This window comes from Clostridium sp. Marseille-Q7071 (genome assembly GCF_965112025.1).
This window is the reverse complement of sequence record NZ_CBCOPR010000001.1, coordinates 572,033-587,444: the sequence shown is the minus strand read 5'-3', so window position 1 is coordinate 587,444 and position 15,412 is coordinate 572,033. Positions and strand designations below refer to the sequence as shown.

The following is a 15,412-nucleotide window of genomic DNA, read 5'->3' as shown; positions in this document are numbered from 1 at the left end:
AGTTTCGAAAGAAACTTAAAATGACTATTAATAGTCAGCAAACTTTACTTGAGCAATCAAGATACAAACTTTTAAATTGAGAGTTTGATCCTGGCTCAGGACGAACGCTGGCGGCGTGCCTAACACATGCAAGTCGAGCGATGAAGCTCCTTCGGGAGTGGATTAGCGGCGGACGGGTGAGTAACACGTGGGTAACCTGCCTCATAGAGGGGAATAGCCTCCCGAAAGGGAGATTAATACCGCATAACGTATGAAGGTCGCATGACTTTTATACCAAAGGAGCAATCCGCTATGAGATGGACCCGCGGCGCATTAGCTAGTTGGTGAGGTAACAGCTCACCAAGGCGACGATGCGTAGCCGACCTGAGAGGGTGATCGGCCACATTGGAACTGAGACACGGTCCAGACTCCTACGGGAGGCAGCAGTGGGGAATATTGCGCAATGGGGGAAACCCTGACGCAGCAACGCCGCGTGAATGAAGAAGGCCTTAGGGTTGTAAAGTTCTGTCATATGGGAAGATAATGACGGTACCATATGAGGAAGCCACGGCTAACTACGTGCCAGCAGCCGCGGTAATACGTAGGTGGCAAGCGTTGTCCGGATTTACTGGGCGTAAAGGATGCGTAGGCGGACATTTAAGTCAGATGTGAAATACCCGAGCTCAACTTGGGTGCTGCATTTGAAACTGGGTGTCTAGAGTGCAGGAGAGGAAAGCGGAATTCCTAGTGTAGCGGTGAAATGCGTAGAGATTAGGAAGAACACCAGTGGCGAAGGCGGCTTTCTGGACTGTAACTGACGCTGAGGCATGAAAGCGTGGGGAGCAAACAGGATTAGATACCCTGGTAGTCCACGCCGTAAACGATGAATACTAGGTGTAGGAGGTATCGACCCCTTCTGTGCCGCAGTTAACACAATAAGTATTCCGCCTGGGGAGTACGATCGCAAGATTAAAACTCAAAGGAATTGACGGGGGCCCGCACAAGCAGCGGAGCATGTGGTTTAATTCGAAGCAACGCGAAGAACCTTACCTAGACTTGACATCCCCTGAATTACCTGTAATGAGGGAAGCCCTTCGGGGCAGGGAGACAGGTGGTGCATGGTTGTCGTCAGCTCGTGTCGTGAGATGTTGGGTTAAGTCCCGCAACGAGCGCAACCCTTATCATTAGTTGCTACCATTAAGTTGAGCACTCTAGTGAGACTGCCCGGGTTAACCGGGAGGAAGGTGGGGATGACGTCAAATCATCATGCCCCTTATGTCTAGGGCTACACACGTGCTACAATGGTTGGTACAACAAGATGCAAGACCGCGAGGTGGAGCTAAACTTAAAAAACCAATCCCAGTTCGGATTGTAGGCTGAAACTCGCCTACATGAAGCCGGAGTTGCTAGTAATCGCGAATCAGCATGTCGCGGTGAATACGTTCCCGGGCCTTGTACACACCGCCCGTCACACCATGAGAGCTGGTAACACCCGAAGTCCGTGAGGTAACCGTAAGGAGCCAGCGGCCGAAGGTGGGATTAGTGATTGGGGTGAAGTCGTAACAAGGTAGCCGTAGGAGAACCTGCGGCTGGATCACCTCCTTTCTAGGGAGTCGACGTAGTTGGTAACTCTTCTACGAACACTGGTACTATACTCTGTTTAATTTTGAGCGACCAAGGTCCTACGGGACAAAGGAAAAGCTCAATTGTTCTTTGAAAATTGCACAGTGAAAATATTTGTTTAAATATCCTTTTAAATTAAAAGATAAATAAACAATTTCGTCAAGACAAACAAAAATAAATTTAAAAACTAAAGTTTTTGAATTCTATTTATGCGAATTTGTATAAGACATTTTTATAAAGTTAATGAAACTTTATAAAATCAAATAGAAACGAGTAGTACAAGGAAACGAAGGAACGAGGAGCAGAGTTTACTGATGTAAATGAGCACCGCAGTGACTGAAGTTGACGAAGTAATACGAAGTTTATATTGATTTTTAGATAGGTCAAGCTACAAAGGGCGCAGGGTGAATGCCTTGGCACTAGGAGCCGAAGAAGGACGCGATAAGCTGCGATAAGCTTTGGGTAGACGCAAATAGTCTGTGATCCAAAGATTTCCGAATGGGGGAACCCACATGGCTACGCCATGTACTATATGCTGAATACATAGGTATATAGAGGTAAACCCGGGGAACTGAAACATCTAAGTACCCGGAGGAAGAGAAAGAAAAATCGATTTCCTAAGTAGCGGCGAGCGAAAGGGAAAGAGCCCAAACCTAAGCCTTTGGCTTGGGGGTTGAGGACAGAACATAAAAGAGGTGGCTATTGTAACTGAAGATAGCTGGAAAGCTACTCCGTAGAAGGTAATAGACCTGTAAGTGAAACGAGAAGACCTTAAGTTCTGATCCAGAGTACCACGAGACACGTGAAACCTTGTGGGAAGCAGGGAGGACCACCTCCCAAGGCTAAATACTACCTAGTGACCGATAGTGAAGAAGTACCGTGAGGGAAAGGTGAAAAGAACCCCGGGAGGGGAGTGAAATAGAACCTGAAACCCTGTGCCTACAACCGATCGAAGCACTTTATATGTGTGACGATGTGCTTTTTGTAGAACGAGCCAACGAGTTACGATATGTAGCGAGGTTAAGTACTTAAGGTACGGAGCCGAAGGGAAACCGAGTCTGAATAGGGCGCAAAGTTGCATGTCGTAGACCCGAAACCGGGTGACCTATCCATGGCCAGGTTGAAGCGAGAGTAAAATCTCGTGGAGGACCGAACCACGTTGGTGTTGAAAAACCATGGGATGAGCTGTGGATAGCGGAGAAATTCCAATCGAACTCGGAGATAGCTGGTTCTCCTCGAAATAGCTTTAGGGCTAGCGTCGATTAATTAAGTAATGGAGGTAGAGCACTGAATAGGCTAGGGGGCATATCGCTTACCGAACCTTATCAAACTCCGAATGCCATATACTTGTATTTCGGCAGTCAGACTGCGAATGATAAGATCCGTAGTCAAAAGGGAAACAGCCCAGACCATCAGCTAAGGTCCCAAAGTGTAAGTTAAGTGGTAAAGGATGTGGGATTTCTAAGACAACTAGGATGTTGGCTTAGAAGCAGCCACTCATTCAAAGAGTGCGTAATAGCTCACTAGTCAAGAGATCCTGCGCCGAAGATGTCCGGGGCTAAAACTTACCACCGAAGCTATGGGTGTACACTATGTGTACGCGGTAGAGGAGCTTTCTGCATTGGCTGAAGTCGTACCGAAAGGAGCGGTGGACGATGCAGAAGTGAGAATGTTGGCATAAGTAGCGAGAGACAGGTGAGAATCCTGTCGGTCGAAAACCTAAGGTTTCCTGAGGAAGGCTCGTCCGCTCAGGGTTAGTCGGGACCTAAGCCGAGGCCGAAAGGCGTAGGTGATGGACAACAGGTTGATATTCCTGTACCACTAGCAGACGTTATTACAAATGGGGTGACGCAGGAGGATAAGATGTGCTAGCTATTGGATGCTAGTCTAAGCGTTTAGGTATGTAGGATAGGCAAATCCACCTACATTAGCTGAGGCGTGATGGGGAAACCCTTTAAGGGTGAAGTATCTGATTCCACGCTGCCAAGAAAAGCCTCTATGGAGGAAGTTAGTGCCCGTACCGCAAACCGACACAGGTAGGTGAGGAGAGAATCCTAAGACCATCGGAAGAATTGCTGTTAAGGAACTCGGCAAATTGACCCCGTAACTTCGGGAGAAGGGGTGCCTACGCAAGTAGGCCGCAGAGAATAGGCCCAAGCAACTGTTTAGCAAAAACACAGGTCTCTGCTAAAGCGAAAGCTGATGTATAGGGGCTGACGCCTGCCCGGTGCTGGAAGGTTAAGGGGATTGCTTAGTGCAAACGAAGGCATGAACTTAAGCCCCAGTAAACGGCGGCCGTAACTATAACGGTCCTAAGGTAGCGAAATTCCTTGTCGGGTAAGTTCCGACCCGCACGAATGGCGTAATGATTTGGGCACTGTCTCAACAGCAAATCCGGCGAAATTGTAGTGCAAGTGAAGATGCTTGCTACCCGCGATTGGACGGAAAGACCCCGTAGAGCTTTACTGCAATTTAGCATTGAGTTTCGGTACTATCTGTACAGGATAGGTGGGAGACTTGGAAGCAAGGGCGTCAGCCTTTGTGGAGTCATCCTTGGGATACCACCCTGATAGTACTGGAATTCTAACCGGAGGCCTTGAATCAGGTCACGGGACATTGTTAGGTGGGCAGTTTGACTGGGGCGGTCGCCTCCAAAAAAGTAACGGAGGCGCCCAAAGGTTCCCTCAGAACGGTCGGAAATCGTTCGAAGAGTGCAAAGGCAGAAGGGAGCCTGACTGCGACACAGACAAGTGGAGCAGGGACGAAAGTCGGGCTTAGTGATCCGGTGGTTCCTCGTGGGAGGGCCATCGCTCAACGGATAAAAGCTACCTCGGGGATAACAGGCTGATCTCCCCCAAGAGTCCACATCGACGGGGAGGTTTGGCACCTCGATGTCGGCTCGTCGCATCCTGGGGCTGAAGTAGGTCCCAAGGGTTGGGCTGTTCGCCCATTAAAGCGGCACGCGAGCTGGGTTCAGAACGTCGTGAGACAGTTCGGTCCCTATCCGTCGCGGGCGTAGGAAATTTGAAGGGAGCTGTCCTTAGTACGAGAGGACCGGGATGGACAGACCTCTGGTGCACCAGTTGTCACGCCAGTGGCACAGCTGGGTAGCTATGTCTGGAAGGGATAAACGCTGAAAGCATCTAAGCGTGAAGCCCCCCCTAAGATGAGATTTCCCATAACATAAGTTAGTAAGACTCCTGGAAGAACACCAGGTTGATAGGTGAGAGGTGTAAGCATGGCAACATGTTCAGCTGACTCATACTAATAAGTCGAGGGCTTGACCTAATTGATTTCACTGTGCAATTTTCAGAGAATAATCTCTTTGAAAATTTATAAAAAAAGTTATTGACAAAGATAACTTAATAAATTATAATAACAAAGTAAGGTTAATGAATGACCTTTAAAAAAATTAATAGAAACGAGTAGTACAAGGAAGCAAAGGAACCCCGGAGTGACTGAAGCTGACGAAGTAATGCGAAGTTTATAGTAATTTTAAATCTGGTGATGATGGTCCTAAGGGTAACACCCCTTTCCATTCCGAACAGGCAGGTTAAGCCTTAGGACGCCGAGAGTACTGCACGGGAGACTGTGTGGGAGGGTAGGTTGTTGCCAGGTAGTGTTAACTAAGAAAATTTAGTTAACACTATGGATCTTTAGCTCAGTTGGTTAGAGCAACCGGCTCATAACCGGTAGGTCCGGGGTTCGAGTCCCTGAAGGTCCACCATATTTGGGGGTATAGCTCAGTTGGGAGAGCACCTGCCTTGCACGCAGGGGGTCAAGAGTTCGAATCTCTTTATCTCCACCAAAAAGCAATCCAGAAGGATTGCTTTTTTTATTTTTAGAATAAATTAATTTTAAAATCTAGATTGGCTACAATTTAAATTATACATTCTTATTGTTTCTATTAATTTCATCTGTATTTGCTTTAGTGCACCTGTTTCAATTATTAAATCCCTAAAGTCATCATCAGATAAGAATGAACGACTAACTCTATGTAATGAACTAAAAGCTTCTGTAAAGTAATTATTAGCAGGAGTTTGTAGATTATTAATCCAATAACATAAGTTCATTTCATTGTAAGCCTTTGTGTGAACTAAAGCCTCCATGTATCCTTCACTTCTAAATTGATAATATTTACCTTGCTCGAAATTTGATACGAAGTTTAAAAAGTTATTATCAACATTAAGTTTATCATTAGTTAATAGTGTATTTATCATTTCATTAGCTGATCGTAGATCAGTACTAAATTGGGATAAAATCTTTAAAACGCCTTGAGATACTTGATCATAAGGCATTGATATAAAAATTGACATATTTTCCCCTTTTTAATTAATGCTTTCAATGCTATAATATGAGTTACTTTTTATATAGTTACAAAATTATAATGGGAGATGAATTTATGTGTAGTAAAAATTATATACCAATGGATGAGAGCATTTGGAGTGGAAGAGTGGACAGTACTTCCAACTACGATGCTTTTAGATGGCACCAACATGTTAAACCATTAAATTTATGGGATGAAAATATAAAGCCTGTAGAAAGCTTAAGCTTTGGCATATTAGGTTTTTGTTGTGATATAGGTATAAAATTAAATAAAGGCAGAGTTGGTGCAATAAATGGTCCAATATCCATAAGAACTCAAATGGCAAACTTCCCTTGCAACTTTTATGAATGTGTAAATATATTTGATGTAGGTGACATAGTTGCAGAAGGATTAAGTTTGAGTGAAGCACAAGAACTTTTATCTAAATCTGTAGCTAGACTTCTTAGTTTAAATATATTCCCAATTGTATTAGGCGGCGGACATGAAACTGCTTTAGCGAACTTTAGAGGGCTCTTTAATAATGTACAAACTATATGTGATAAACCAAAGATTGGCATAATAAATTTTGATGCTCACTTTGATTTACGACCTTATGATAAGGAAGGAAGCTCTGGAACTATGTTTAGGCAAATATCAGATATCTGTAAAAATAATGATATGGATTTTTCCTATTTCTGTGTTGGTGTTCAAGAACATAGTAATACAATTGAGCTTTTTAAAACTGCTAATAAATTAGGGGTTAAATATGCCCTTGCAAAAGACATAGTATCTAGTGATGGATGGGCACTTATTAAAGTCTTAAAAGATTTTATAAAAAAACAAGATTACATATATGTAACCATTTGTTCTGATGTATTTTCAGCAGCTTTTGCTCCAGGTGTTAGTGCAATTCAAACTGTTGGATTAGATCCTGAAATGGTAATTCAAGTCTTAAAACATATATTGAAGTCAGGAAAGGTTATGAACTTTGATATATGTGAAGTAGCTCCAAGATTTGATAAAGATAATATAACTTCAAATACTGCAGCAGTAATAATATTTGCTCTAGTAAATACTATTTGTAAGCAATATAACTTAGAATATAGCTATTAAGATAAAGAATATAGTTTTAAATTTTGTTCTTTGAATATATTTGTATATAATAGACATATATAGATGCACCACTCATAAGTTTAACCTATATACCCATAAATTTGTGTTAACAAATTATTTTAGCTTATATTTATATAATTGAGAATTGACGATTGACAATGGACAACTCATATAGTACCCCTCAAGATGTTGGACACTTCGTTCAAATGACCATACAATAAAAAGTAAGATTAAGGGGGAGAACTATGAGCATAAAATTTACAAGAAAATTTACAGAAGAAGAACGAGTTGCAATTGTTAAGGAGGCATTAGAGTATGGAAGCAATGCTTTAGTTGCTACAAAATATGATATTAATCCTAAATTGCTTTCAACGTGGAAAGGGAATTATAGGAGATATCAACAAACATTGAAACCAAAGGAACCTAAAGAAGAAAATATAATTGTGAATTATAAGAAAGAGTATAAAAAACTTGTTGAAGAAAATAAACAGAAAGACCTAGAAATAGCAGTATTGAGAGATTTGTTAAAAAAAAGAAAATGAAATAGATTATTATGAATATGCAGAGGAATGGATAGCATGTGGAGCACCAGTATCAAGTATTCTTAGAATACTTGGACTGAATAAGTCTACATACTATCGAAGGAAACAAAGTAAAAAGCATGAAAATATAGTAGTTAAAAAGAAAGAAGGAATTATTCCTGGATTTAGCTACAATATTGATAATGTAAAAATAAGTGACTTAATGATACAAAAGTATATTATGGAAATAAAGTCCTGTGACTATGGACGACACTATGGCTACAAGAAGGTTACGGCAGTTCTTAAGCGAAAGTATTGCTTAAGGATAAACAAGAAAAAGGTGCATAGGTTAATGACAGTATTAGGGATGATACAAAAATCTAAAGAACCAGTTACTAGGTATAAACGTATTTGCAAAAATCACTTAGTTAAACAGTCTAATCAACTTTGGGAGATGGATACGAAGTATGTCTATATTGCTGGTACACGTGAAGTTGCCTATTTAGCTTCAATTATTGATGTTTTTGATAGAAGTATTATAGCATGTAAGCTATCACTTTCTGCTAATGCTGAGGCAGCACAAGAAGTATTGCTTACGGCATTGTACAACAGAGGTATCAAAGATGCTGCCGACGGACTTACTGTCCGTACAGACAATGGTTCACAGTTTATAGCTCATGGCTTTGAAAAGTTATGTATAAAAGAAAAGACGATTCATGAAAGGATCCCAGTACATAGCCCAAACTATAATGCACATATAGAGTCATATCATAGATATCTTCAAGATGAGTGCCTAGCTGGTAAGATATTTAATAGTTTAGAAGAGGCGGAAGCCATCATTGATAAATATGTATATGGATATAATACGATACGAGTTCATTCATCAATAGATTATAGAACTCCTGATGAGTTCTATAATCTAAAAAATTGTAACTTTAAGAATGAGCTAGTAATTAGCATATAGTGTCCCATTTGAGGGGTACTAATCCGACAATTATGGATACTTCTCTCACGAGAAGTTTTGAATTTATTTTTTTAAAAGTGATGAAGTCACTTTTATTATAAATCTGTTAAAGAAATTGGTTGGTTTGATAAAACTAATTTAAACAATAATTGTCAATTCTCCACTGATAATGGAGAATTGAGTCTGGTTAATAATGCTAATAACGATTGATCATTTTTAGAGAGATTAAATTTAAGAGTAATATATATGAAAACATACATTTTAGGAGTTATATATGTTTATTTATAGAGTAAAACAATTTTTTAAGGCTGTAACAGCTAAAATTACAGATGAAGATATAGAATTTATTAATAGATATTTAGAACCTTTTGAAATTGAATTATTTAATAAACTTAAGGTTTATGATAGAAAACATTGTATAAATGTAGCTAAGGATATTTTAGAAGAAACTAAAAAAATATCTTTAAATCATGATGAAATAAATACATTAATAAGAGCAGGTTTTCTTCATGATATAGGTAAGTTATATAAGAGTTTAAATCCTATAGAAAAATCTATAGTAGTTGTTTTAGATTTTATTACTAAAGGCAGATTAAAAAAATTTGATAATATAAAATTTATAAATGTTTATTATAATCATGGTGAAATAGGATATAACATATTAAAAGAATATAATTATGATGATAATTTGTTAAATTTGATAAGATATCATCATACAAATAATTACCAAAATATTTCCATGGACATATTAAAAAAATGTGATGATAGAAATTGATTCTACTTGTTAAAAGTAAATTTAAATTAGAATTATAAATTACCTTCATATTACATAAGAAAAATCACTATTAAATATTAATTTTTAATAGTGATTTTTTTAAGTTAATATTTATATATTGAAGTAAAATGATTTTATTAAAAGAATCTTTAGAGGATAAGTAATTATAAGGATAGTTAGTACTCTTATATATTTTATAGTATACTGAATCATAAAAGTAATATATAAGATAACTATATGTCGAATATAGATTTTCCTAAGATATAAAATATTTTAAGAATCTTTAATTAATTATTTTCTTTAAGATTATTTAAATATATTTTATTATATTTTTTCCAAGAGTTAATGCCATAAACAACTCCACAAAAAGATCCTATTAATATGGTAAATATTAGAGAATTTTTATTTAAAATATGTTTTGTTTTAATATTATTTATAATTCCAAAAGCTAATATAAATATGGATACATAGATAATAGTATGTTTTAAGATGTAAAGAATTTGTCCTTTCTTCCTCCAATTGCTCCAATATGATATAAAATTATTTCTTATATGCATTTAATACCCTCCCATTTCTATAAAATAAATATAAAAATATTATATCACTTATTTACATTAATTGGTAATAATATTATAATAATATATATATTTCATAGCAGGAATTATAGAAAAGAGCATAGTTTATAAATATCTATTTATTTTTATTATAAATAGATATTTATAATGTTAAAATATACTTATACCTTAAAAATATATTTTATATATGTAAAATGGAGGAAAAAATGAATTCACAAATTCGTAGAGAAAAAATTAAAGAAGTATTATGTAAAAGTAATGACGCTTACAAAGGTCAAAGATTAGCAGAAATTTTTGGTGTTACAAGACAAATTATAGTAAAAGATATAGCTATATTAAGAGCTGAGGGTATTAATATAATTGCTACTCCTGAAGGTTATATTGTGCCTAATAACGATACTATGAAAGTTAAAAAAGTAATTGCTACTTTACATAATAAAGAAAATATAGAAGAAGAAATGAAAACTATTGTTAAGTATGGTGGAATAATTGAGGATGTTATTGTTGAGCATCCGTTATATGGAGAAATAAAGGGAATGCTTATGGTAAAAAATTTATATGATGTAGAAAATTTCATAGATAACCTTCATAAGTATGAAGCAGAACCATTATTTTTATTAACTAATGGAATTCATCTTCATACAATTAGTGCAGAAAATGAAGAAGCTATGGATAACATTATAGATGAATTAAAAAATAAAGGGTTTTTGGTAGATAATATATAAGTTAATATACTATTCTATATAGGATTTATGTTTAAATAATAGTATTATTAAGATGTACAGATATTTATGTGCTTTAAGAAAATAAATGTTCAATATTTCTATAAAAGAGAGTATCATTAAAATTTTTAGCTAATTATTTAATTTTATATATTTTAAGAAAAAAATTATGAGAGGAGATATAAAACTTAATATATACTTGTTTGAAAAAGGATAAGAGGTGATAGTGTGAAGAAGAAGGGAATAGTATTTTCTTTTATAATAATGATAATATTAATACTTTTGATTTTAGCTTCTAGCATAAACATATTAGTTGATTATCAATGGTTTAAAGAATTAGGATATTTATCTATATATTTTAAAAGAGTTGTAGCTACGTTAAAGTTAATGATACCTGTATTTATTATTATTTTTACTGCTATAACAGTATATTATATAAGCTTAAAACCTAGTATCATGAAAATGAGAAAAGTTATAGAAAGAAATAGAGCTAAAGAGAAAAAGATATTTAAAGTATTTTTAATTATAAATGCTTTAGTTTCTATGTTTTTTTCCTATATTTTTGCATCAAATTATTGGTATAGAATATTAGAGTTTACAAATTCAACAGCCTTTAATTTAAGTGATCCTATATTTAATAAGGATATTTCTTTTTATGTATTTAAGCTGCCTTTAATACAATCATTATATAGCAGCATAATTTCTTTGTTAGTTATTTTAGTAATAATTACTTTTATAATTTATATTTCTTTTAGTGCTAAAGATAAAATACAGGACAAAGTTGTTAATATAAATAATAAAAGTTTTAAAAGCTTTAAAAGTGGTATAACAAATTTTGCAGGTAAACAGTTAGCTGTACTTTCAGCATTAATTATGCTGTTTATAGCTTTTGGATATATGATTAATGCATGGAACTTAGTTTATTCACCACAGGGTGCAGCTTTTGGTGCAAGTTATACAGATATGAAAGTTAGCTTGAAATTTTATAGGGCTATTTCAATAGTAGGGATAGTGGCGTCAGTAGTAGTATTCTTTAGTATAATTACATCTAAAGTAAAACCTATAATTTATTCAATTGTTTTAATGTTTGTACTGATTATAGGGGAAGGGGTATCTACAACCTTTGTTGAAAAGTTTATAGTTCAATCTAATGAAAAGACTTTAGAAAAACCCTTTATTGAATATAATATTGATTATACAAGAAAAGCTTTTAATATTGATGAAATTAAAGAAGAAAATTATAATGTTATTAATAATTTAACTCAAAAAGATATAAAAGATAACAAGGATATAATTGATAATATAAAGATAAATGCATATAAGCCAGCATTAGAATTTAATAATCAATTTCAATATATAAGATATTATTATGGGTTCAATGATATTGATATAGATAGATATAATATTAATGGAAAGTACAGTCAAGTATTTATTGCACCTAGGGAGTTAGATTTAAATAAATTAGATGATAACTCAAATACATGGCAGAATAGGCATTTGTCTTATACTCATGGATATGGAGTTGTAATGAGTAAGGTTAATTCAGTAACAAGTGAAGGACAACCTAACTTTGTTATTAGTAATGTACCTATAGAAAATAAAACGGATATAAAGATAGATAATCCAAGAATATACTTTGGAGAAAGTACAAATGACTATAGTATAGTTAATACTGATCTTGGTGAAATTGATTATCCTATGAGCGGAAAAAATGTAACTAATAACTATGATGGAGAAGCTGGAATAAGAATGTCTATGCTAAATAGAATTTTATTTTCATTCAAATATCAAAATCCTAAGTTTATTTTATCTCAAGATATAAATACGGATAGTCAAATACTTATACACAGAAATATAAAAGAAAGAGTAAATAAAATAGCACCTTTTCTGCAATATGATAGAGATCCTTATATAGTTGTAGATAATGGTAAATTATATTGGATTATGGATGCATATACAGTAACAGATAAGTTTCCTTTTTCTCAGCCTTTAGATAATAACGTAAATTATATGAGAAACTCTGTTAAGGTTATAATAGATGCATTTAATGGTACTACAAACTTTTATGTTGTAGATAAAAATGATCCTATAGCCGTTACTTACTCTAAAATATTTCCACCATTATTTAAAGATGTTGAAGAGGCACCTAAATCTTTAAGAGAACATTTTAAATACCCTGAAGATTTATTTAATATTCAGTGTCAAGTTTTAGGTAAATATCATGTAAAAGATCCTGGAGTGTTTTATAATGGTGATGATGTATGGAGCATAGCAAGTGATAAAGAAAAAATAGATGGAAGTGAAGAAGAAAAATTAAATGAAGCTTCCTATGTTATTATGAGATTACCTAATGAAACAAAAGATGAAATGGTAGTATTAGAATATTTTAATACTAAAGGTAGGGATAATATGGTAGCTATGTATGGAGTAAGAATGGATGGAGAAAATTATGGACAAATGTTCCTCTATAAATTTCCTACAGGTGGTACCGTATATAGTCCTATGTTATTTAAACAAAAATTACATCAAGATCCAGAAATATCTAAGGAATTATCTCTTTGGGATACGAAAGGCTCAGAAGTTCAATTTGGAGAAGTTTTAATTATTCCAATAGAAAAATCTTTACTATATGTTGAGCCTCTTTATTTAAGAGCAGCAGGAGAAAAAAGTATTCCAGAAATGAAAAATGTAATTGTAGGATACGGGGATCAAATAGTTTTAGCTAATAATATTGAAAGTGCATTAGCTCAATTGTTTAATTATGAGGATAAAGCTGGAGATGAAAATAAAGTGATTACAGCCACAGATAATGCTGATATTAAGAAGATTAAAGAATTGTATGATAAAGCAATAGAAGCTCAAAAGAATGGAGACTGGGCTAAATATGGCGAATATATAAATTCACTTGGTAAAGAAATAGAAAAAGTTTCTAAATAGTACAAGTTAAATTTATGGAGGAATTATGGACTACGATGTGCTTGTATTAGGTGGCGGCATGATAGGTTGTGCCGTTGCCTATGAATTATCAAAATATAATTTAAATATAGCTGTAATAGAAAAAGACCATGATATTGGTTCAGACGCAGCATTAATAAATACAGCAACAATTTATGATGGGCTTGAGTGTGAAGATACACTTAGCTCTTCATTAATTCGAAAAGGCAATAAAATGATTGACAGTTATGTAAGTAAATTTAATGTCCCTTTTAAAAGATGTGGTTCATTATATGTAGCTAAAAATAGGGAGCAAGAAATACAAATTGAAAGAATGTATAAAATAGCTCTAGAGAAGGAAATAAGGGAAGTTAAGCTACTTTGTGATGGAGAAATTTATCAAGTAGAGCCTAATTTACAAAGAGGATTTAAAAAGGCACTATACATTCCTAATACGGGTGTAGTATGCTCTTATGATTTAGCATTAGCTTATGGAGAAATTGCCTTTGATAATGGGGTAAAATTTAAGTTAGAAGAAGAAGTTTTAAATATTGAAAACACATCAAAAGGATTTAAAGTTGAAACAAATAGAAATAAATTTACTTGTAAAATAGTTATAAACACAACCTCTCAAAAGGATTTAGGGAGAGATTATAACAAAAATAAAATAAAAGATGCTTATAAAAATAATTTAAAATATTTTATAGTAGATAAAAGCTATAATAATTTGTACTCGAACATAATTTTTGATATAGACAATAAAGAAAGACGGTATATACGCCCAACAATGAATGGCGAAATAATAGGAGCATTAAGCACAGATGAAAATGTAAACTATGATATAGTTATAGATAAATTATCTCATTTAACTGGAAAGGTTGATGCAAAGAGTATTAAAATGGTTCTTGACTGGAGTCTATACGACGAGCCTGTAGTTATTGATGATAATTTAAATGATAATGGTTATATTAATGTAAGCGTTAAGCATTTTGGAAAAGTTACTATGACACCAGCTATTGCTGATATGGTTTGTAAAATGGTAGTTAATGATTTAAATTGTATATTAAAAAAAGATTTTATAGATAGAAGAAGAGAGTGCTATAAATTTAGAGATTTAAACAATGAAGATAGAAAAAGGATAATAGATTTAGATAAGAAGTATGGTAAAATAGTTTGTAGATGTGAAAATATAACAGAAGGTGAAATTGTAGATGCAATAAGAAGACCTTTAGGTGCTCGTACATTAGAAGGCGTAAAAAGAAGAACAGGTGCAGGGTTTGGAAATTGTAGAGGATCTTATTGCAATCAAGTTATAATTTCTATATTAGCTAGAGAAACAGACAAACATATAACAGAAATAGTTAAAAACTCAAAAAACTCTAAAGTAGTGTTAAGTAGAATTAAAGAATTTGATACAATGTAAGGAATGATAAATATGTGCAATCAAGAAATATTAACTACCATTGTTAGAGTTAAGGGCTCTAATAAGCATGATATAGCTCCTGTAAAGAGCACCAAGCCTATAAATAAAGAATTATGGCTTGAATGTTCAAAAGCTTTAAGTAGAATTCATATTGGACCTCCTATAAAAATAGGAGATGTAGTATGCAAAAATATATTAAATACCGGTGTGGATATTGTATGTACTAAAAATATATATAAGAATAATTAATTTTATATTGACAAAACATATATTAAGATATAGAATTATCTTCAAAATAAATATTTAGATTAAACCGTTGAAGAGACTAGTAGCAAATTATTAACATTAAAGAGAGTCAGTGCATGGTGTAAGCTGATATGTTAAACTTTGTGAATCCAACTTGAAGGGACTGTGATGAGCAGTACGGTAATTACCGTTATTATAATTAAGAGGAATAATATTCTTTAAATATTATTC

The 15,412-nt window shown here is 34.3% G+C and carries 10 protein-coding genes, 2 tRNA genes, 3 rRNA genes and 1 other annotated feature (1 of these 16 only partly in view); of the genes, 13 read left to right on the top strand and 2 right to left on the bottom strand.

Annotated features, from left to right (window positions below; all coding sequences use genetic code 11):
- Window positions 1-72: 72 nt before the first annotated feature.
- From ACWPW7_RS02705 to ACWPW7_RS02685, 5 genes are all read left to right on the top strand, one after another.
- A 16S ribosomal RNA gene (locus ACWPW7_RS02705) occupies window positions 73-1,584 on the top strand.
- A 399-nt stretch (window positions 1,585-1,983) separates the two neighbouring features.
- A 23S ribosomal RNA gene (locus ACWPW7_RS02700) occupies window positions 1,984-4,890 on the top strand.
- Window positions 4,891-5,102: 212 nt separating this feature from the next.
- Window positions 5,103-5,220, top strand: a 5S ribosomal RNA gene (gene rrf / locus ACWPW7_RS02695).
- The 16S, 23S and 5S rRNA genes sit together here with 2 tRNA genes alongside, the layout of an rRNA operon.
- Before the next feature lie 32 nt (window positions 5,221-5,252).
- Window positions 5,253-5,329: transfer RNA gene (locus ACWPW7_RS02690), tRNA-Ile, on the top strand.
- Window positions 5,330-5,334: 5 nt separating this feature from the next.
- Window positions 5,335-5,410, top strand: a tRNA-Ala gene (locus tag ACWPW7_RS02685).
- 49 nt (window positions 5,411-5,459) lie between these two features.
- Here the strand turns inward: ACWPW7_RS02685 and ACWPW7_RS02680 are convergent.
- The gene (locus ACWPW7_RS02680; RefSeq protein ID WP_454052255.1) at window positions 5,460-5,918 is read right to left on the bottom strand and encodes a hypothetical protein; all 459 of its coding nucleotides are present in this window, start codon (window positions 5,916-5,918) and stop codon (window positions 5,460-5,462) included.
- Between the two features lie 86 nt (window positions 5,919-6,004).
- On the opposite strand from ACWPW7_RS02680, the gene hutG reads away from it, so the two are divergent.
- The 4 genes from hutG (at window position 6,005) to ACWPW7_RS02660 (ending at window position 9,281) form a co-directional block, all read left to right on the top strand.
- Complete coding sequence (gene hutG / locus ACWPW7_RS02675; RefSeq protein ID WP_454052254.1) at window positions 6,005-7,021, top strand: formimidoylglutamase; 1,017 nt, start codon at window positions 6,005-6,007, stop codon at window positions 7,019-7,021.
- A gap of 245 nt (window positions 7,022-7,266) precedes the next feature.
- Window positions 7,267-7,563 carry a transposase gene (locus ACWPW7_RS02670; RefSeq protein WP_454052253.1) on the top strand — a complete coding sequence of 99 codons (297 nt, stop codon included), beginning with the start codon at window positions 7,267-7,269 and terminating at the stop codon, window positions 7,561-7,563.
- A 1-nt stretch (window position 7,564) separates the two neighbouring features.
- Entirely contained in the window at window positions 7,565-8,506 is a 942-nt protein-coding gene (locus tag ACWPW7_RS02665; protein ID WP_454055460.1) for an IS3 family transposase, read from the top strand.
- A gap of 274 nt (window positions 8,507-8,780) precedes the next feature.
- Window positions 8,781-9,281, top strand: a complete 501-nt coding sequence (locus ACWPW7_RS02660; RefSeq protein WP_454052252.1) for an HD domain-containing protein — start codon at window positions 8,781-8,783, stop codon at window positions 9,279-9,281.
- Between the two features lie 287 nt (window positions 9,282-9,568).
- On the opposite strand, the gene ACWPW7_RS02655 is transcribed toward ACWPW7_RS02660, so the two are convergent.
- Window positions 9,569-9,838, bottom strand: coding sequence for a hypothetical protein (locus ACWPW7_RS02655; protein ID WP_454052251.1), 270 nt, complete (start codon window positions 9,836-9,838; stop codon window positions 9,569-9,571).
- Window positions 9,839-10,062: 224 nt separating this feature from the next.
- Here ACWPW7_RS02655 and ACWPW7_RS02650 point away from each other — a divergent pair, with 224 nt between their 5' ends.
- The 4 genes from ACWPW7_RS02650 to ACWPW7_RS02635 all read left to right on the top strand — a co-directional run bounded on the left by ACWPW7_RS02650 (window position 10,063) and on the right by ACWPW7_RS02635 (window position 15,184).
- On the top strand, window positions 10,063-10,581 hold the full coding sequence (locus ACWPW7_RS02650) for a 3H domain-containing protein (RefSeq protein WP_454052250.1): 519 nt from the start codon (window positions 10,063-10,065) through the stop codon (window positions 10,579-10,581).
- 225 nt (window positions 10,582-10,806) lie between these two features.
- Window positions 10,807-13,515: a UPF0182 family protein gene (locus tag ACWPW7_RS02645; protein ID WP_454052249.1), complete on the top strand. Its 2,709-nt coding sequence runs from the start codon at window positions 10,807-10,809 to the stop codon at window positions 13,513-13,515.
- Between the two features lie 25 nt (window positions 13,516-13,540).
- A complete protein-coding gene (locus ACWPW7_RS02640; protein ID WP_291564361.1) occupies window positions 13,541-14,935 on the top strand; it encodes an NAD(P)/FAD-dependent oxidoreductase in 1,395 nt (464 codons plus the stop codon).
- A 12-nt stretch (window positions 14,936-14,947) separates the two neighbouring features.
- The gene (locus tag ACWPW7_RS02635; RefSeq protein WP_291564358.1) at window positions 14,948-15,184 is read left to right on the top strand and encodes a DUF1667 domain-containing protein; all 237 of its coding nucleotides are present in this window, start codon (window positions 14,948-14,950) and stop codon (window positions 15,182-15,184) included.
- A gap of 58 nt (window positions 15,185-15,242) precedes the next feature.
- Window positions 15,243-15,412, top strand: a binding site (T-box leader); it runs 37 nt beyond the window's last position.

Coding starts and splice junctions, on each gene's coding strand:
- ACWPW7_RS02680 (WP_454052255.1), bottom strand. CDS start 5,918: ATGTCAATTTTTATATCAATGCCTTATGATCAAGTATCTCAAGGCGTT.
- hutG (WP_454052254.1), top strand. CDS start 6,005: ATGTGTAGTAAAAATTATATACCAATGGATGAGAGCATTTGGAGTGGA.
- ACWPW7_RS02670 (WP_454052253.1), top strand. CDS start 7,267: ATGAGCATAAAATTTACAAGAAAATTTACAGAAGAAGAACGAGTTGCA.
- ACWPW7_RS02660 (WP_454052252.1), top strand. CDS start 8,781: ATGTTTATTTATAGAGTAAAACAATTTTTTAAGGCTGTAACAGCTAAA.
- ACWPW7_RS02655 (WP_454052251.1), bottom strand. CDS start 9,838: ATGCATATAAGAAATAATTTTATATCATATTGGAGCAATTGGAGGAAG.
- ACWPW7_RS02650 (WP_454052250.1), top strand. CDS start 10,063: ATGAATTCACAAATTCGTAGAGAAAAAATTAAAGAAGTATTATGTAAA.
- ACWPW7_RS02640 (WP_291564361.1), top strand. CDS start 13,541: ATGGACTACGATGTGCTTGTATTAGGTGGCGGCATGATAGGTTGTGCC.
- ACWPW7_RS02635 (WP_291564358.1), top strand. CDS start 14,948: ATGTGCAATCAAGAAATATTAACTACCATTGTTAGAGTTAAGGGCTCT.